Raw genomic sequence first — 17,337 nt, forward strand, 5'->3', positions numbered from 1 at the left:
GGCCGCTCCAGCACCCGCTGACGGCCGAAGCCCGCTCCTTGGGAAGGACCCTTAGTGAGCGACACCACCGAACTCCGAACGGACGCGGCGGTCGACAGCAAGAACGGCACCGGCGCCTCCGGAGCGGAGGCCGGCGACGCTTCGGCCACGACGTCGCCGAGCAGGTCCCGCGCCGCGGCGCGCGGCACCGGTCTCGCCGCCCTGAAGCTCCCCGAGCTGCAGAAGCTCGCGTCGAGCCTGGGCATCACCGGTACGGGGCGCATGCGCAAGAGCGACGTCATCGCCGCCATCGAGGCCAAGCAGGGCGGTCCCGTGGGAGCACCGACCAAGGCCAAATCGCCGAAGAAGACCGAGACCGAGCCCGAGGCCGGTAAGGTCGAGGCAACCGACAGCCGGTCCCAGGAGCCGTCGGGCTCGGACGAGGCGCGCACGCGCGCCGACCGGTCGTCGGACCAGGCCGTGACCGACCCCCAGGGGCGGGGCGAGAAGGCGCCCCGGAGCCGCCGCTCCACCCGCAGGCGCGGGGACGAGGCCGGCGACCAGCCCCGATCGGTGGACGGCACCGACTCCTCTACCTCCGCGAGCAGCGTGACCAAGACATCCAGCACCCCCCAGAAGACCGGCTCCGACAGCTCCGAGGACCGCGAAGGCCGGTCCGGGCAGGGCCGTGAGCGCCAGCGCAACCGCCGCAACCGCAACCGCGGCGGCGACGACCAGAGCGCCGGAGGTTCCCAGCAGGGCGGCCAGGGCGGCGGCCAGCAGGGACGCGGCGGCGCGGGCGGCGCCGACGACGACGAGTTCGGCGGACGCCGCCGGGGCCGCCGCCGGGACCGCAGGGACCGGCGCGGCGGACGGGGCGGCCAGGAGCCGGAGCCGGTGATCGGCGAGGACGACGTCCTGCTGCCGGTCGCGGGCATCCTCGACATCCTGGACAACTACGCGTTCGTCCGCACCACGGGCTACCTGCCCGGGTCCAGCGACGTCTACGTCTCCCTGGCCCAGGTGCGCAAGCACGGCCTGCGCAAGGGCGACCACATCATCGGCGCGGTCCGCCAGCCCCGCGACGGCGAGCGCAAGGAGAAGTTCAACGCCCTGGTGCGCCTGGACTCGGTCAACGGCATGTCGCCCGACCAGGCCAAGAACCGCCAGGAGTTCTCCAAGCTCGTCCCGCTGTACCCGCAGGAGCGGCTGCGGCTGGAGACCGAGCCGGGCGTGCTGACCACGCGCATCATCGACCTGGTCGCACCCATCGGCAAGGGCCAGCGCGGGCTGATCGTCTCCCCGCCCAAGGCGGGCAAGACGATGGTGATGCAGGCGATCGCCAACGCCATCACCGAGAACAACCCGGAGTGCTACCTCATGGTGATCCTCGTGGACGAGCGTCCCGAGGAGGTCACCGACATGCAGCGCACGGTCAAGGGCGAGGTCATCCACTCGACCTTCGACCGCCCGGCCGAGGACCACACGGTCGTCGCCGACCTGGCCATCGAGCGGGCCAAGCGCCTGGTCGAGATGGGCATGGACGTCGTCGTCCTGCTGGACTCCATCACCCGCCTGGGCCGCGCCTACAACCTGGCCGCCCCGGCCAGCGGGCGCATCATGTCCGGCGGTGTGGACTCCACGGCGCTGTACCCGCCCAAGCGCTTCTTCGGCGCCGCCCGCAACATCGAGGGCGGCGGCTCGCTCACCATCCTGGCGACCGCGCTGGTGGAGACCGGCTCGCGCGCCGACGAGGTGATCTTCGAGGAGTTCAAGGGCACCGGCAACATGGAGCTCAAGCTCAGCCGCTCCCTGGCCGACAAGCGCATCTTCCCCGCGGTCGACGTGGACGCCTCCAGCACCCGCAAGGAGGAGATCCTCATGTCGCAGGAGGAGCTCAACGTCGTCTGGAAGCTGCGCCGGGTCCTGCACGCGCTCGACACCCAGCAGGCCATCGAGCTGCTCCTGGACAAGATGAAGGAGTCCAAGAGCAACGCGGAGTTCCTGCTCCAGGTGCAGAAGACCACCTGAGCGCCCACCGCGTGACGCGCACGGCGGCCCTCCCCACCCGGGGAGGGCCGCCGTCCGTCGTCACCGGCCGGTAGGGTCCCGCCCGTCCCCGCACCCGCTGCGAAGACCAGGGGCGGTCCCGAGTGCGCGTCCGAACCGGCACCGCCCCCCATGTGGGGAGAGCGAGGGAAGCGGACGGCCCTCTCCGGAAGGAGAGGGCCGTTCTTTCGTTATCCGGAAAACGGGCACTGGCAGACGAAAAAGATCACCGATGTGTTGCAGGTCACCCTCGGGGGATGTCCCCGCTTCATAAAACGATTTAGGGTCGGCCCGGTCGAGTACCCCCAGCAACACCAGGGAGCCGTCCACATGGACAACCTCGCCCTGCTCAGCCTGCTCGCGCTCACCCCGATCCTCGTCGTCGGCGTCCTGCTCGTCGGGTTCCGGGCCCCCGCCAAGTACGCCATGCCCGTCGGCTACGCGGTCGTCGTCCTCATCGCCGTCACCGCCTGGAACACCGAATGGGTGGCGGTCGCCGCCTCCACCGTCCAGGGCCTGATCCTCGCGATCGGCCTCCTCTACATCATCTTCGGCGCCCTGCTCCTGCTGGCGACCCTCACCAAGAGCGGCGCCATCGCCACCATCCGCGCCACCTTCACCGACATCAGCCCGGACCGCCGGATCCAGGCCATCATCATCGGATGGCTCTTCGGGAGCTTCATCGAGGGCGCCTCCGGGTTCGGCACGCCCGCCGCCGTGGTCGCCCCCCTGATGTTCGCCCTGGGCTTCCCCGCCATGGCGGCCGTCATGGTCGGCCTGGTCATCCAGAGCACCCCCGTCAGCTTCGGCGCGGTGGGCACCCCCATCCTGGTCGGGGTCTCGGGCGGACTGGAGGGTTCGCCCGACGTCGCCGAGCGGGCCTCGGTCCTGGGGCTGGCGTTCCCCGAGTTCGTCTCCCACATCGGGTTCCAGACCGTCCTGCTGCACGCGGCGGCCGGCACCCTCGTCCCGCTCTTCATCAGCTGCATGCTCTGCGGTTTCTACGGGGGCCGCAGGCGCTTCTCCGACGGCTTCGGGGTGTGGAGGTTCGCCCTCTTCGCGGCCTTCGCCATGACCGTCCCCTCCGTCCTGTACAACTACTTCCTCGGCGTCGAGTTCACCAGCCTCCTGGGCGGGCTGACCGGCCTGGTCATCGTCGTCCTCGCCGCCCGCAAGGGCTTCCTCATGCCCAAGGAGACCTGGGACTTCCCGCCCCGGGAGGACTGGCTCGCCCGGTGGAGCGGGAGCCTCGCCCAGCCGGAGAACGGGGCCGGGACCGCCGAACGGCGCATGGGGCTGCTGCGCGCCTGGTCCCCCTACCTCCTGGTGGCGGGCATCCTCGTCGCCACCCGCACCATCGACCCCGTCAAGGCCTGGCTGACCGGCATCACCGTCGGGGCCTCCGACATCTTCGGCACGCCCGTGGCCCAGGCCATCGAACCCCTCTACTCCCCGGGCGCGACCTTCATCCTGGTCTGCCTCCTCACCTACGGGCTGCACCGGATGAAGGGCCGCGAGATCCTCGCCTCCTGGGGGATGGCGGGCTCCCAGCTCGCCGGGGCGGCCGTCGCCCTGCTCTTCGCCGTCCCCCTGGTGCGGGTCTTCATCAACACCGGCGCCGACTTCGGCGAGACCGACCTGGCGAGCATGCCCCTGACCCTCGCCTCCGGCGCGGCCGAGCTCGGCGGCGCCGCCTGGCCGCTCTACGCCCCCTGGATCGGCGCCCTCGGGGCCTTCGTCGCCGGGTCCAACACCGTCTCCAACCTGATGTTCTCCCTCTTCCAGTTCTCCACCGCCGAACGCATCGGCGTGCCCCCCGAGACGGTGGTCGCCGCCCAGGCCGCCGGAGGCGCCGCGGGCAACATGATCACCGTGCACAACGTGGTCGCCGCCTCCGCCGTGGTCGGCCTCGCCGGACGCGAGGGGGACCTGATCCGCCAGACGGTGATCCCGATGGTCTACTACGTCGTCGCGGCCGGGTCCCTGGCCCACATCCTCATCCACGGGGTCGGGTTCGACGCCGGGACCCTCGTCCTGGCGGCGCTCCTGCTGCTGCTCGCCGGGCTCGCCGTGTACCTGCGGCGGTCCGACGCGCGCCGCGCCGCCGTCACCGCGGAGGGGAGGGGCGGGAAGGCGGAATAGATACCGGTCACGGCATGGTTGTGGTTCTGGCAAACTGGTAGTCGGGGATACGGCCCGTCCTCCTCCATGAGGACCCGCCGCCCCTTACCTGGATCGCCGCGGCACCGGTTCGCGCATGACCTTCACGACGCCCCACCGCAGCGGTGGTGCGTCAGGCGTGCGCCCGGCGGCCGCGCATAACAAGGAGACACACGATGAAGGCCGACATCCACCCCGAGTACGTCACCACCGAGGTGACCTGCACCTGCGGTGCCCAGTTCGTGACCCGCAGCACGGTGACCGACGGCAAGATCCGCGCCGAGGTGTGCTCCGAGTGCCACCCGTTCTACACGGGCAAGCAGAAGATCCTCGACACCGGTGGCCGGGTCGCCCGCTTCGAGAAGCGCTTCGGCAAGCGCACCAAGTAGCGGCGCCCGCTCCGCCCGTGGCGCCGGTGCACCCGGCGCCACGGGACCCACGGCCCCCGCGGGGGCGACACGGCAGGCGAGGCACGCGAATCAAGACGGGGTGGCACAAGTGAAGCTGGACGACCTCCTGGGGGAGTACTACGAGCTGGAGCAGCAGCTCGCCGACCCGGAGGTGCACGCCGACCAGGGCCGGGCGCGCACACTGGGCAAGCGCTACGCGCAGCTCACCCCCATCATCGAGACGTACCGCGCGCTCAAGGAGACCGAGAGCGACATCGAGGCCGCCCGCGAGCTCGCCGCCGAGGACTCCTCCTTCGCCGAGGAGGCCGACCGCCTGACCGCCGAGGCCGAGCGCCTCACCGACCGGCTGCGCTTCCTGCTCATCCCGCGCGACCCCGCCGACGACAAGAACCTCATCATGGAGGTCAAGGCCGGCGAGGGCGGCGAGGAGTCCGCCCTGTTCGCCGCCGACCTGGTCCGCATGTACCTGCGCTACGCCGAGCGCCAGGGGTGGAAGACCGAGGTCATCGACACCACCCACTCCGACCTGGGCGGCTACAAGGACATCACCATCGCCTTCAAGAACAAGGGCACCCCCGAGCCGGGGACCGGCGTCTGGCCGATGCTCAAGTTCGAGGGCGGCGTCCACCGCGTCCAGCGCGTCCCCGTCACCGAGTCGCAGGGCCGCATCCACACCTCCGCGGCCGGTGTCCTGGTGGTCCCCGAGGCCGAGGACATCGAGGTCGAGATCCACGACAAGGACCTGCGCATCGACGTGTACCGCTCCTCCGGCCCCGGCGGCCAGAGCGTCAACACCACCGACTCCGCGGTGCGCATCACCCACCTGCCCACCGGCATCGTGGCCTCCTGCCAGAACGAGAAGAGCCAGCTCCAGAACAAGGAGCAGGCCATGCGCATCCTGCGCGCCCGCATCTACGCCGAGGCCCAGGCCAGCGCGGACGCCGAGGCCGCCGCCGAGCGCAAGAGCCAGGTCCGCACGGTGGACCGCTCCGAGCGCGTGCGCACCTACAATTTCCCGGAGAACCGCATCTCCGACCACCGTGTCGGCTACAAGGCCTACAACCTCGACCAGGTCCTCGACGGGGAGCTGGACGGCGTCGTCAAGGCCCTCGTGGACGCGGACACCAAGGAAAGGCTCGAAGCGGCCCAGGGATCATGAACCTTCTTCTCGACGAGGTCGCCCGCGCGACACTGAGACTCGCGGACGCGGGCATCGCATCGCCTCGCACGGACGCCGAGGAGCTCGCGGCGTTCGTGCACGGTGTCCGTCGAGGGGAACTGCACACGGTCGCCGACACCGACTTCGACGCCCGGTACTGGGAGTGCGTCGCCCGCCGCGAGGCCCGCGAGCCGCTCCAGCACATCACCGGCCGCGCCTACTTCCGCTACCTCGAACTGAGGGTCGGCCCGGGCGTGTTCGTCCCCCGGCCGGAGACCGAGATCATGGTCGACTGGGCCATCGAGACGCTGCGCGCCATGGACGTCGCCGACCCGCTGGTCGTCGACCTGGGCGCCGGCTCGGGCGCCATCGCCATCTCGATCGCCCAGGAGGTGCCCCGCTCCCGGGTGCACACCGTGGAGATCGACCCGACGGCCCTGGAGTGGGCCCGGCGCAACATCGACGCCAGCGGGCACGCCGACCGGGTCACCCTGCACCACGGCGACATGCGCACCGCGCTGCCCGAGCTCAACGGCGGCGTCGACCTGCTCATCAGCAACCCGCCCTATGTGCCCACCCGGGAGGCCGACGCCATCCCCCCGGAGGTGCGCAACTTCGACCCCGCCCCCGCGCTGTGGTCGGGCGAGGACGGCCTGGACATGATCCGCGACCTGGAGGCGGTCGGCCGCAGGCTGCTGCGCCCCGGCGGGGCCATGGCCGTGGAGCACCACGACGGCCAGGGCATCGACATCCCCTGGCTCTTCCCCGAGGACAAGGGCTGGCGCGACGTCCTCAACCGCAAGGACCTGGCCAGGCGCGACCGCTTCGTGGTCATGCGCCGGGCCGACCACGAGGACTGACCGGCCCGGTCGTCACGATCCCGCCCCCCGGGCCGGCGCCGACCGGCCCACCCGCTCGAGAACGAGGTGAACGCAGGTGAGCCGCATCTACGACTGCGCGGACGAGACCGCCCGCAAGGACGGTATCGCCGACGCCGCGTCCGCGGTCCGCCGAGGCGAGCTGGTGGTGCTGCCCACGGACACCGTGTACGGCATCGGCGCCGACGCCTTCAGTCCCAAGGCCGTCGCGGACCTGCTGGCGGCCAAGGGCCGGGGCCGCGACGTGCCCCCGTCGGTGCTGGTCGGCTCGACCCGCGCGGCGATGGCGCTGGTCGACGACCTGGGCCGGTTCGGCCGCGACCTCATGGACGAGTTCTGGCCCGGCCCGCTCACCCTGGTGTGCGCCGCCACCCCCAGCCTGTCCTGGGACCTGGGCGACACCAAGGGCACCGTCGCGGTGCGCATGCCGATGGACCCGGTCGCCCTGGACCTGCTCAAGGAGACGGGACCGATGGCGGTCAGCAGCGCCAACCTCTCCGGCGGCCCGGCCGCGACCACGGCCGAGGAGGCCATCGCGCAGCTGGGGGAGGAGACCGTCGCCGTCTACCTCGACGGCGGGGCGGCGGAGACGCCGGTGCCCTCCACCATCGTCGACCTCACCTACGCGGTCCCGCGGGTGCTGCGCAGCGGCGCCATCCCCATCGAGAAGCTGCGCGAGGTGTGCGGCACCGTCATCGGCGAGCTGCGCAAGGGCCCCGACCGGCCCAAGGCCCGGGAGGCCGGTGAGGACGCGCCGGCCGGGGACGCCCCCGAGGCCGCCGACGCCGACGCCCCCGCGACGGGCACCGGGCCCGCAGCCGGGGAGGCCGCGCCCGAGGCCACCGACCGCGACTGACCGCCCCGTCCCGGGACACAGAGACAGAAGGGCCAAGGCCGTGCGGGAGTACGCGCTCACCTTCGTCATCGCCGCCGCGGTGACCTACCTGCTCGTGCCGCTGGTGCGCAAGTTCGCGATCGCCTTCGGCGCCACGCCGCCGGTGCGCGACCGCGACGTGCACACCGAGCCCATCCCCCGGCTGGGCGGACTGGCCATCTACGGCGGCTTCGCCGTGGCCCTGCTGCTCTCCGCGCAACTGCCGCACCTGCAGAACGTGTTCGTCGCCGATACCTGGATCGGCCTGCTGCTGGCCGGCGGCCTCATCACGGTCATCGGCGTCATCGACGACCGGTGGGGGATGGACCCGGTGAGCAAGCTCGCCGGGCAGGTCGCGGCCGCGGGCATCCTCGTCGCCGCGGGCGTGCAGCTGCTGTGGCTGCCGCTGCCCGGCACCCAGCTCTCGCTCGGTCCCTGGCTGGGCGCGCTGGTGTCGGTGCTGCTCATCGTGGTGACCATCAACGCGGTCAACTTCGCCGACGGTCTGGACGGCCTGGCCGCGGGCATCGTCGGCATCTCGGCCCTGGCCTTCTTCGCCTACTACTACGTGGTGGCGGTGGAGCAGGGGTTCGTCCGCCAGTCCTACCCGGCGATGATCGCGATCATCCTCGCGGGCACCTGTGTCGGATTCCTCTGCCACAACTTCCACCCGGCCAGGGTGTTCATGGGCGACACCGGCTCCATGCTGCTGGGCCTGCTGCTCACCTCCATCACCATCACGGTGACCGGGCAGTTCGACGCCAACACCGCCCGCGAGGAGTTCAACTCCGGCCTGGTCGTGTTCCTGCCGATCGCGCTGCCGCTGCTGGTCATCGCGCTGCCGCTGGCGGACCTGGTGCTGGCCGTGCTGCGCCGCACCCTGGCGGGCAAGTCGCCGTTCGCCCCGGACCGCGGGCACCTGCACCACCGCCTGCTCGACATGGGGCACAGCCACGTGCGCGCGGTGCTCCTCATGTACCTGTGGGCGGGGATCGTGGCGTTCGCCGCGGTGGCGCTGTCGGTGTTCGACTCCGCGGTGGTCGTGCTGACGGTGACCGCCCTGGTCGCGGTCTGCGCGGTCGGCCTCATCGCCCTGCCCCGGCTGCGCCGCCGCGGCCTGCTGCCCTGGGACCGGGCGCGCGGCGCCCGTTCCGGGGACGGTGTGAAACGGTGAGAGGACTGTGACCTCGCAAAGGGGTCGCAGGTCCCTTCCGGCACCCGGTACGGGGTGCCTCCGAGGTGGTCGTGACGGGTGTGGCCAAGGTGACACAAGGCCCGAAACGCGGGCGGAGCGGGCGTTTCCCGAGGCGTTAAGGTCGCGTTAAGGAACCCCCGGATTCAGCACCGAAAACCTTGTGATAGCTTTCACGAGCAGGCAACCACTGAACCTCACGGAGCTTTTCTGATGCAGGAACACGACGCCCGGACCCTCCGCGGCGCCGCGATTCCGACGGCACTGGTCGGCGTGGTCGCGATGATCGCTGGCTTCGCCCTCAGCAACGTCCAGGGACTCCTCGGCGCCCTCTTCGCGGTCGCCCTGGTGATCGGTGCGTTCGCCAGTTCGGCGTTCGTCATCTCCTGGACCGGCGGCCGGCGTCCGGAGCTCCTCCTCCCGGTGGCCTTCCTCGTCTACACGACCAAGTTCGGCATCCTCCTGGCCGTCCTGCTGACCTTCAAGGGCACGCAGGCCCTGGACACGCAGGTGTTCGGCTGGTCGGCGCTGGCGTGTGTCATCGCGTGGCTGACGGCCCAGGCCGTGGCGGTCAAGCGCAGCAAGCAGCCGACCATCGTCCCCGCGGGCGAGGACGAGTCCGAGTCCGAGGACAGTGAGGCGCGCCGGTGACCCCGTTCGGGCGGGGGGGTGCGCCGAGCCTGATCACCTACTGCTATCTTCCGGAGCGAGAGCATGAGTCGGTCGAGTGCGAAGAAGGACGAGGAATCGTCCGGCGCCAACGCCACCACTCTCATCTCGTACCTGCTGGGAGGGCTCGCCTTCTGGGGCGGCGTGGGCTGGGTCGTGGACTGGGCCCTGGGCTTCTCGGGTCTCTTCCTGCCCATCGGGCTGGGAGTGGGCCTGGTCGGCTCGATCTACCTCATCTATGCCCAGTACGTCCGGTCCTGACCGAACACCCGGGTGCGTCCGCCCCCGCTGTGGGCGGGACCGTCCCGACGAGAACACCAAGGATTGAGTTGCGTCACGACGAAAGGGATCGCCGTGGGTGCTGACGTGAGCGTCGTCGCGGCGTCCGAATCAGGCTGCCACCTCTTCGGAGACGGGTGCGGGTTCGAGGCTCCGGGAGTGAGCCTCTTCAACCCGACCCCGTGGGTGGACTTCGGTCTTCCCCTCACCTCCGGGCTGAACAAGTACTACCTGGTCGCGGTGGTCGCACTGATCGTCGCCGCCGCCTTCTGGTACTTCACCACCCGCAAGGCCAAGGTCGTCCCCGGCCGCGGTCAGAGCATGGCCGAGATGCTGGTCATGTTCATCCGCGACCAGGTCACCCGGACCACCATGGGCAAGAAGGGGGACAAGTACCTCCCCCTGATGGTGACCCTGTTCCTGTTCATCTTCTGCATGAACATCATGGGTCTCATCCCCGGCCTCCAGCTGCCGGTGACCTCCAACCTGGCCTTCCCCGCGGTCCTGGCCCTGTTCATCTTCGTCCTGTGGAACGTGGTCGGCATCCGTGAGCACGGTGCCGCCGCCCACTTCAAGGCCCGCCTGGTCCCCAGCGGCGTCCCCGGGTGGATCCTGCCGGTCGTGGTGCCCATCGAGGCGCTGTCGAACTTCATCATCCGGCCGGCCACGCACATGATCCGTCTGTTCGCGACCATGTTCGCCGGGCACCTGCTGCTCGCACTGTTCGCGGCCGCCGGGTTCTACATGTTCAACCCGATGTCCCAGATGGGGCCGCTGTTCGGCGCCATCTCGGTCGGCTACTCCGGCATCGCCCTGATCGGCTTCCTGGTCTTCACGGCCTTCGAGCTGTTCATCATGGCGGTCCAGGCCTACGTCTTCATCCTCCTCTCCTCCATCTACCTCGGTGAGGCCATGGAGGGCGCGCACTAGGAGAGGCCCCCGTGGTCCCTCCCAGTGCGCACCGCTGGACCTGTTTTCCGTTTCGTCACGTTCGCCCGACGACGTCCATGATCGTCGGCCTGTAGTAAAGGGAATATCAATGGATCTCGCCGCCATCGAAGGTAACCTCAACAGCATCGGTTACGGCCTCGCCGCCATCGGCCCCGGCATCGGCGTGGGTCTCGTCTTCGGTCTCGGTGTCCAGGCCATCGCCCGCCAGCCCGAGGCCCGCGGTGTCCTGCAGGGTCAGATGATCTTCGGCTTCGCCGTCATCGAGGCCCTGGCCATCCTCGGCTTCGTTCTCGCGTTCGCCGTCTAGTAACACCTGGTCATACAGAACGCGAAGGGGATGCCAACCGTGTATTTGGCAGCTGAACAAGAAAACGTCCTGCGCATCCACTGGGACGAGTTCACCTTCGGCCTCATCGCCTTCCTCATCATCCTCGGCGTCGTCTACAAGATGTGGCCGCGGCTGACGAAGGCGCTGGACGAGCGTGCCGACCAGATCGAGGGTGGCATCGCTCGCGCTCAGAAGGCCGAGGCCGAGGCGGAGGAGATCCGCCAGCAGTACCGCGAGAAGCTCGAAGAGGCCCACCGCGAGTACGCGCAGGAGCTGGAGAAGGCCAAGGAGCAGCGGGCGGCGATCATCGCCGAGGCGCGCGAGGAGGCCCAGGCCGAGGCTCGCCGCATCGTCGACGCCGCCCACGCTCAGATCGAGGCCGACCGCCAGCAGGCGTTCGCCCAGCTGAAGGGTGAGATCGGCGCGCTCTCCACCGAGCTCGCCAGCCGCATCGTCGGTGAGAGCCTCAGCGACAGCGCCGCCCAGAGCCGCGTCATCGACCGGTTCCTGGACGAGCTGGAGCAGAGCGAGGGCAAGCAGCAAGCCGAGGTGCGCTGATGCGTGGTATCAGCCGTACGTCGCTGACCGAGGTGACCCGGCGCCTGGACGAGAACGTCCTGGCGTCGGCCGGCGCCACCGGCGGTGTGGCCCTGGGCGGCGAGCTGTTCCAGGTCGTCGCCCTGCTCACCGAGGAGCACTCGCTGCGCCGCTGGCTCGCCGACCAGGCGAACCCGGCGGAGGCCAAGTCCGCCCTCATCGGGCAGCTGCTGGAGTCCAAGGTCTCGCCGTCGGCGGTCCTCGTGGCCGGCGACGTCGTCTCGGCCAAGTGGTCGACCGCGCGCGACCTCGTGGACGCCGTGGAGCGGATGGCGGTCTACGCCACCATCTCCTCGCTCCGCAGCGCCGCGGCCCTGGACGGCCTGGAGGACGAGCTGTTCCGCTTCGAGCGGATCGTCGCCTCCCAGCCGCAGCTGCGCGAGGCCCTGACCCGTGACGGTGTCGGCTCCGAGCACAAGCTCTCCCTGGTGGAGAGCCTGCTCTCGGGCAAGGTGGACCCCGCGACGCTGACCCTGGTCGGCGAAGCGGTCACCCGGCCCCGGGGCCGTACCCTGGAACAGGCGCTGGAGAACTACGGGCACATCGTCGCCGAGCGCGCCAAGCGCTACGTCGCGGTCGTCCGCAGCGCCGTCGCCCTGAGCGAGGACCAGCAGTCCCGGCTGGGGGCCGCGCTCACGCGCGCCTACGGCCGCGACATCCACCTGAACATCGAGGTCGCCCCCGAGATCGTGGGTGGGCTTTCCATCCAGGTGGGTGACGAGGTCATCGACGGGACCATCGCCGGGCGTATCGCCGAGGCCCAGCGCCGTCTGGCCGGCTGAAGAAACGCAAGGCAAGTACGCACGGCGCCGGTCAGGCGCCACTTGAGAGCAAGGACAACGTAGAGATGGCGGAGCTGACGATCCGGCCGGACGAGATCCGGGACGCGCTGCAGCGCTTCGTCCAGTCGTACGAGCCTGAGGCCACCCGCGCGGAAGAGGTCGGTACCGTCACCTACTCCGGTGACGGCATCGCCCGCGTCAGTGGCCTCCCCTCGGCGATGGCGAACGAGCTGCTGGAATTCGAGGACGGAACCCTGGGCCTGGCCCAGAACCTCGAGATCGGCGAGATCGGTGCCGTTGTGCTGGGCGACTTCACCGGCATCGAGGAGGGCCAGAAGGTGCGCCGCACCGGACGCCTCCTCTCCGTGCCGGTGGGTGACGACTTCCTCGGCCGCGTGGTGGACCCCCTGGGCAACCCCATCGACGGCAAGGGCGAGATCGAGTCCACCGAGACCCGCGAGCTGGAGCTCCAGGCCGCGACCGTGATGGAGCGCAAGCCCGTCCACGAGCCGCTCCAGACCGGTATCAAGGCCATCGACTCGATGACCCCGATCGGCCGCGGCCAGCGCCAGCTGGTCATCGGCGACCGGCAGACCGGCAAGACCGCGGTCTGCATCGACGCGATCATCAACCAGAAGGCGAACTGGGAGTCCGGCGACCCCGACAAGCAGGTGCGCTGCATCTACGTCGCGGTCGGCCAGAAGGGCTCGACCATCGCCGGCGTGCGCGGTGCCCTGGAGGAGGCCGGCGCGATGGAGTACACCACCATCGTCGCCGCCCCCGCCTCCGACGCCGCGGGCTTCAAGTACCTCGCCCCCTACACCGGTTCGGCCCTGGGCCAGCACTGGATGTACCAGGGCAAGCACGTCCTCATCGTCTTCGACGACCTGACCAAGCAGGCCGAGGCCTACCGCGCCGTCTCCCTGCTGCTGCGCCGCCCGCCGGGCCGCGAGGCCTACCCGGGTGACGTCTTCTACCTGCACTCCCGGCTCCTGGAGCGCTGCGCCAAGCTCTCCGACGAGCTGGGCAAGGGCTCGCTGACGGCGCTGCCGATCATCGAGACCAAGGCGGGCGACGTCTCGGCCTACATCCCGACCAACGTCATCTCCATCACCGACGGCCAGGTCTTCCTGGACTCCGACCTGTTCAACCAGGGTCAGCGTCCGGCCATCGACGTCGGTATCTCGGTCTCCCGTGTCGGTGGCGCGGCCCAGACCAAGGCGATGAAGAACGTCTCCGGTACCCTCCGGCTGGGCCTGGCCCAGTACCGCGAGCTCGAGGCCTTCTCGGCCTTCAGCTCCGACCTGGACGCGGTCTCCAAGCAGCAGCTGGCGCGCGGCGCCCGCCTGATGGAGCTGCTCAAGCAGGGCCAGTACTCCCCGTTCGCGATGGAGAAGCAGGTCGTCTCCATCTGGATGGGCACCACCGGCCGCATCGACGACGTCCCGGTCGAGGACGTGCGCCGCTTCGAGGACGACTTCCTGGACTTCCTCGACCGCGAGCACACCGCGATCCTGGACGGCATCCGCGAGAGCGGGAAGTTCGGCGAGGAGACCGAGCAGGCCCTGGAGGGCGCGCTCGACAAGTTCAAGCAGGGCTTCCAGACCTCCGCGGGCACCCTCCTGGGCACCGAGGCCGAGGCCGAGGCGCTCGAAGAGGAGAACGTCGGCCAGGAGACCATCAAGGTCGCCAAGGGCGGGAAGTAACCCATGGGTGCACAGCTTCGCGTCTATCGCCGGAGGATCCGCTCGACGAAGTCGATGGCGAAGATCACCCGTGCGATGGAGCTCATCGCCACGACGCGCATCACCAAGGCGCAGCGTGCGGCTGAGGCTGCCGGACCCTACGCGCGGGAGATCACCAGGGCGGTCTCGGCCCTGGCGAGCCGGGTGTCCGACCACCCGCTGCTGACCGAGGCCGAGAACCCCACCCGGGCCGCCGTCCTGGTCATCACCAGCGACAAGGGTCTGGCCGGCGCCTTCTCGTCCAACGTCCTCAAGGAGGCGGACTCCCTCGCCAGGCTCCTCCAGGAGCAGGGCAAGGAGGTCGTCACCTACATGGTGGGACGCAAGGGGACGGGCTTCTACAAGTTCCGCGGCCGCAAGGTCGAGGACCAGTGGGAGGGCATCACCGAGCGTCCGACCTACGCGCACGCCCAGGAGATCGGCACCGCGCTCATGGAGAGGTTCGCCAAGGACACCTCCGAGGGCGGCGTCGACGAGATCCACGTGGTCTCGACCGAGTTCGTGTCGATGCTGACCCAGCGCGCGTCCGCCACGCGGGCGCTGCCGCTGGAGGTGGAAGAGGTCGACGAGGCGGAGCTCGAGGCCTCGCACGGCGGGCAGGCCCTGCCGCTGTACGAGTTCGAGCCCTCCGCCGAGGAAGCGCTGGACCGGCTGCTCCCGCAGTACGTGACCAACCGCATCTACTTCGCCCTCCTCGAATCCGCCGCCTCCCAGCAGGCGTCGCGCCGTGCCGCCATGAAGGCCGCCACGGACAACGCCGAGGAACTCGCCAAGACCCTGACCCGACTGGCCAACCAGGCGCGTCAGGCCGAGATCACCAACGAGATCAGTGAGATTGTCGGCGGTGCCGACGCGCTCTCTGCTGCAAGCGCGGGAAGTGAGTAAGAAAAGTGACTGCGACTGTTGAAGAGACGACCGGGGCTGGCACCGCCACCGGTCGGATCGCCCGGGTCACCGGCCCGGTCGTCGACGTGGAGTTCCCCGTCGGCTCGATCCCTGCCATCTACAACGCCCTGCACACCGACGTGACCGTCGGCGGCGAGACCAAGACCATCACCCTGGAGGTCGCCCAGCACCTGGGTGACAACCTGGTGCGGGCCATCTCGCTGGCCCCGCAGGACGGCCTCGTCCGCGGCGCCGAGGTGCGCGACACCGGCGAGCCCATCAGCGTGCCGGTCGGCGACATCGTCAAGGGCCACGTGTTCAACACCCTGGGCGAGTCCCTGGACGTGCCGACCTCGGAGCTGAAGGTCACCGAGCGCTGGCCGATCCACCGCAAGCCGCCGTCGTTCGACCAGCTCGAGTCCAAGACCGAGATGATGGTCACGGGCATCAAGGTCATCGACCTCCTCACCCCGTACGTGCGCGGTGGCAAGATCGGCCTGTTCGGTGGCGCCGGTGTCGGCAAGACCGTGCTGATCCAGGAGATGATCACCCGTATCGCCCGCAACTTCGGCGGTGTGTCCGTGTTCGCCGGTGTCGGCGAGCGCACCCGTGAGGGTACGGACCTCTTCCTGGAGATGGACGAGATGGAGGTCCTCCAGGACACCGCCCTCGTCTTCGGCCAGATGGACGAGCCCCCGGGCACCCGTCTGCGCGTGGCGCTGTCGGCTCTGACGATGGCGGAGTACTTCCGCGACGTCCAGAACCAGGACGTGCTCCTGTTCATCGACAACATCTTCCGTTTCACCCAGGCGGGTTCGGAGGTCTCCACGCTGCTGGGCCGCATGCCCTCCGCCGTGGGCTACCAGCCCAACCTGGCCGACGAGATGGGTCAGCTCCAGGAGCGGATCACCTCGACCCGGGGCCACTCGATCACCTCCATGCAGGCGATCTACGTCCCCGCGGACGACTACACCGACCCGGCCCCGGCGACCACGTTCGCCCACCTGGACGCGACGACCGAGCTCTCCCGCCCGATCTCGCAGAAGGGCATCTACCCGGCGGTGGACCCGCTGGCGTCGACCTCCCGCATCCTCGACCCGCAGTACGTGGGCCAGGAGCACTACCAGGTCGCCCAGCGCGTCAAGGAGATCCTGCAGCGCAACAAGGACCTCCAGGACCAGATCGCCATCCTCGGTATGGACGAGCTGTCCGAAGAGGACAAGATCATCGTCAACCGCGCGCGCCGCATCGAGCGCTTCCTGTCGCAGAACATGTTCGTGGCGGAGAAGTTCACCGGTACGCCGGGCGTGTTCGTGCCCCTGGAGGAGACCATCGCCTCCTTCAAGGGCCTGTGCGACGGCGAGTACGACCACCTGCCCGAGCAGGCGTTCCTCGACGTGGGCAACATCGACATGGTCGTCGAGAAGGCCAAGAAGCTCCAGGGCTAGACCCTGTAGCCGCTGGGGCCGCCCGCCACGGCGGGCGGCCCCCGCCCAATCCAACCCTGGCCGAGGAGTTCAGGCAGTGTCGAAGAAGCTTTTCGTCGAGATCGTCTCGCCCGAGCACGAGGTGTGGGCGGGCGAGGGCGACATGGTCATCGCGAAGACCGTCGAGGGTGAGATCGGTATCCAGCCGAACCACATCCCCGTCCTCTCGCTGCTCGCCGAGGACGCGGTCGTCCGCGTGCTGGGCGCGCGGGAGAACGGAGAGGTCCGCGCCGCCGCCCACGGCGGGTTCATCTCGGTGTCGGGCGAGGGCCGGGTCTCGATCCTCGCCGAGACCGCCGAGCTCGCCGAGGACATCGATGTGGAACGCGCCCGCACGGCGCTGAAGAACGCGACCGAGGGTGACGACACCGCCGCCCTGGGACGCGCCCGCAGCCGCCTGCGGGCCGCCGGCGAGGACGCCTCCTAGCCTTCGGAACGGGGCCCATGGAACAGCCGCTGGACCTGCTTCGGTGGGTGTTCCCCGCCCTCCTCCTGTGCGCGGCGGCCCTCGTGGCCGCCGCCGTCCTGCGCCGCCGGGTCCTGCTGCGGCACGGCGGAGCGGTGGAGTGCCACCTGCGCTTCCCGGGCGCGGGCGGACGCCGGGGCTCCTGGCGGATCGGACTGTGCAGGTACGGTTCGCTGGACCTGGGCTGGTTCCCCGCGTTCTCGATCAGACCGCGGCCGACGGCAGAGCTGTCGCGCCGCGGTCTCGTCGTATCCGGGCGCCGTCCCCCCGAGCCCGGCGAGCAGCTGCCCGCCGACACCACCGTCGTGCGCCTGACCTGGCCCGGCGGCGGGGACCGGCCCGCGGTGGAGATCGCCATGAACGACGCCACCCTCACCGGGTTCCTGTCCTGGGTGGAGTCGCTGCCCCCGGGGACCGAGTGGGACACGTGACCCCGCCGGGCGCCCG

18 protein-coding genes are annotated in these 17,337 nt (G+C 70.1%); all 18 read left to right on the plus strand.

The annotated features are described in order from the left end of the window. Positions 1–54: 54 nt before the first annotated feature. Positions 55–2,010, plus strand: a complete 1,956-nt coding sequence (gene rho, locus ABZ249_RS23355) for a transcription termination factor Rho (RefSeq protein WP_355266509.1) — start codon at positions 55–57, stop codon at positions 2,008–2,010. 348 nt (positions 2,011–2,358) lie between these two features. Then, positions 2,359–4,170: an L-lactate permease gene (locus tag ABZ249_RS23360; RefSeq protein WP_355266512.1), complete on the plus strand. Its 1,812-nt coding sequence runs from the start codon at positions 2,359–2,361 to the stop codon at positions 4,168–4,170. 194 nt (positions 4,171–4,364) lie between these two features. Further along, positions 4,365–4,577, plus strand: coding sequence for a 50S ribosomal protein L31 (gene rpmE / locus ABZ249_RS23365; protein ID WP_355266515.1), 213 nt, complete (start codon positions 4,365–4,367; stop codon positions 4,575–4,577). Between the two features lie 109 nt (positions 4,578–4,686). Further along, positions 4,687–5,757 carry a peptide chain release factor 1 gene (gene prfA, locus ABZ249_RS23370; protein WP_220565322.1) on the plus strand — a complete coding sequence of 357 codons (1,071 nt, stop codon included), beginning with the start codon at positions 4,687–4,689 and terminating at the stop codon, positions 5,755–5,757. Next, complete coding sequence (prmC, locus tag ABZ249_RS23375) at positions 5,754–6,617, plus strand: peptide chain release factor N(5)-glutamine methyltransferase (protein ID WP_220562995.1); 864 nt, start codon at positions 5,754–5,756, stop codon at positions 6,615–6,617. The genes prfA and prmC overlap by 4 nt, the downstream gene beginning before the upstream one ends. Positions 6,618–6,693: 76 nt before the next feature. Next, complete coding sequence (locus tag ABZ249_RS23380) at positions 6,694–7,491, plus strand: L-threonylcarbamoyladenylate synthase (RefSeq protein ID WP_355266519.1); 798 nt, start codon at positions 6,694–6,696, stop codon at positions 7,489–7,491. Between the two features lie 40 nt (positions 7,492–7,531). Then, complete coding sequence (locus tag ABZ249_RS23385; protein ID WP_355266522.1) at positions 7,532–8,683, plus strand: MraY family glycosyltransferase; 1,152 nt, start codon at positions 7,532–7,534, stop codon at positions 8,681–8,683. A gap of 231 nt (positions 8,684–8,914) precedes the next feature. After that, the gene (locus ABZ249_RS23390; RefSeq protein ID WP_220562992.1) at positions 8,915–9,352 is read left to right on the plus strand and encodes a hypothetical protein; all 438 of its coding nucleotides are present in this window, start codon (positions 8,915–8,917) and stop codon (positions 9,350–9,352) included. Positions 9,353–9,415: 63 nt separating this feature from the next. Then, complete coding sequence (locus ABZ249_RS23395; protein WP_220562991.1) at positions 9,416–9,631, plus strand: hypothetical protein; 216 nt, start codon at positions 9,416–9,418, stop codon at positions 9,629–9,631. A gap of 93 nt (positions 9,632–9,724) precedes the next feature. Beyond that, positions 9,725–10,579, plus strand: a complete 855-nt coding sequence (atpB, locus tag ABZ249_RS23400) for a F0F1 ATP synthase subunit A (RefSeq protein ID WP_355266526.1) — start codon at positions 9,725–9,727, stop codon at positions 10,577–10,579. A 109-nt stretch (positions 10,580–10,688) separates the two neighbouring features. Further along, positions 10,689–10,907, plus strand: a complete 219-nt coding sequence (gene atpE / locus ABZ249_RS23405; RefSeq protein WP_220562989.1) for an ATP synthase F0 subunit C — start codon at positions 10,689–10,691, stop codon at positions 10,905–10,907. 30 nt (positions 10,908–10,937) lie between these two features. After that, positions 10,938–11,486, plus strand: a complete 549-nt coding sequence (locus ABZ249_RS23410) for a F0F1 ATP synthase subunit B (RefSeq protein WP_355266529.1) — start codon at positions 10,938–10,940, stop codon at positions 11,484–11,486. Further along, entirely contained in the window at positions 11,486–12,307 is an 822-nt protein-coding gene (locus tag ABZ249_RS23415) for a F0F1 ATP synthase subunit delta (RefSeq protein WP_355266532.1), read from the plus strand. The genes ABZ249_RS23410 and ABZ249_RS23415 overlap by 1 nt, the downstream gene beginning before the upstream one ends. 65 nt (positions 12,308–12,372) lie before the next feature. Next, positions 12,373–14,013, plus strand: coding sequence for a F0F1 ATP synthase subunit alpha (gene atpA, locus ABZ249_RS23420; protein WP_220562986.1), 1,641 nt, complete (start codon positions 12,373–12,375; stop codon positions 14,011–14,013). A 3-nt stretch (positions 14,014–14,016) separates the two neighbouring features. Next, positions 14,017–14,937: a F0F1 ATP synthase subunit gamma gene (locus ABZ249_RS23425; RefSeq protein WP_220562985.1), complete on the plus strand. Its 921-nt coding sequence runs from the start codon at positions 14,017–14,019 to the stop codon at positions 14,935–14,937. Between the two features lie 5 nt (positions 14,938–14,942). Then, positions 14,943–16,385, plus strand: coding sequence for a F0F1 ATP synthase subunit beta (atpD, locus tag ABZ249_RS23430; protein WP_220562984.1), 1,443 nt, complete (start codon positions 14,943–14,945; stop codon positions 16,383–16,385). Between the two features lie 76 nt (positions 16,386–16,461). Next, positions 16,462–16,851, plus strand: a complete 390-nt coding sequence (locus ABZ249_RS23435; RefSeq protein WP_220562983.1) for a F0F1 ATP synthase subunit epsilon — start codon at positions 16,462–16,464, stop codon at positions 16,849–16,851. 17 nt (positions 16,852–16,868) lie between these two features. Further along, positions 16,869–17,321: a DUF2550 domain-containing protein gene (locus ABZ249_RS23440; RefSeq protein WP_355266538.1), complete on the plus strand. Its 453-nt coding sequence runs from the start codon at positions 16,869–16,871 to the stop codon at positions 17,319–17,321. The last annotated feature ends 16 nt before the right edge of the window (positions 17,322–17,337 follow it).

This window comes from Nocardiopsis sp. NPDC006139 (assembly GCF_040614155.1).
Taxonomy (GTDB): Bacteria; Actinomycetota; Actinomycetes; order Streptosporangiales; family Streptosporangiaceae; genus Nocardiopsis; species Nocardiopsis changdeensis.

Bases quoted from the DNA above. Each gene is read 5' to 3' on its own strand.
- ABZ249_RS23390 (WP_220562992.1), top strand. From the start codon at position 8,915: ATGCAGGAACACGACGCCCGGACCCTCCGCGGCGCCGCGATTCCGACG.
- rpmE (WP_355266515.1), top strand. From the start codon at position 4,365: ATGAAGGCCGACATCCACCCCGAGTACGTCACCACCGAGGTGACCTGC.
- ABZ249_RS23410 (WP_355266529.1), top strand. From the start codon at position 10,938: ATGCCAACCGTGTATTTGGCAGCTGAACAAGAAAACGTCCTGCGCATC.
- prmC (WP_220562995.1), top strand. From the start codon at position 5,754: ATGAACCTTCTTCTCGACGAGGTCGCCCGCGCGACACTGAGACTCGCG.
- ABZ249_RS23440 (WP_355266538.1), top strand. From the start codon at position 16,869: ATGGAACAGCCGCTGGACCTGCTTCGGTGGGTGTTCCCCGCCCTCCTC.
- ABZ249_RS23395 (WP_220562991.1), top strand. From the start codon at position 9,416: ATGAGTCGGTCGAGTGCGAAGAAGGACGAGGAATCGTCCGGCGCCAAC.
- ABZ249_RS23415 (WP_355266532.1), top strand. From the start codon at position 11,486: ATGCGTGGTATCAGCCGTACGTCGCTGACCGAGGTGACCCGGCGCCTG.
- atpE (WP_220562989.1), top strand. From the start codon at position 10,689: ATGGATCTCGCCGCCATCGAAGGTAACCTCAACAGCATCGGTTACGGC.
- ABZ249_RS23425 (WP_220562985.1), top strand. From the start codon at position 14,017: ATGGGTGCACAGCTTCGCGTCTATCGCCGGAGGATCCGCTCGACGAAG.
- atpA (WP_220562986.1), top strand. From the start codon at position 12,373: ATGGCGGAGCTGACGATCCGGCCGGACGAGATCCGGGACGCGCTGCAG.
- ABZ249_RS23360 (WP_355266512.1), top strand. From the start codon at position 2,359: ATGGACAACCTCGCCCTGCTCAGCCTGCTCGCGCTCACCCCGATCCTC.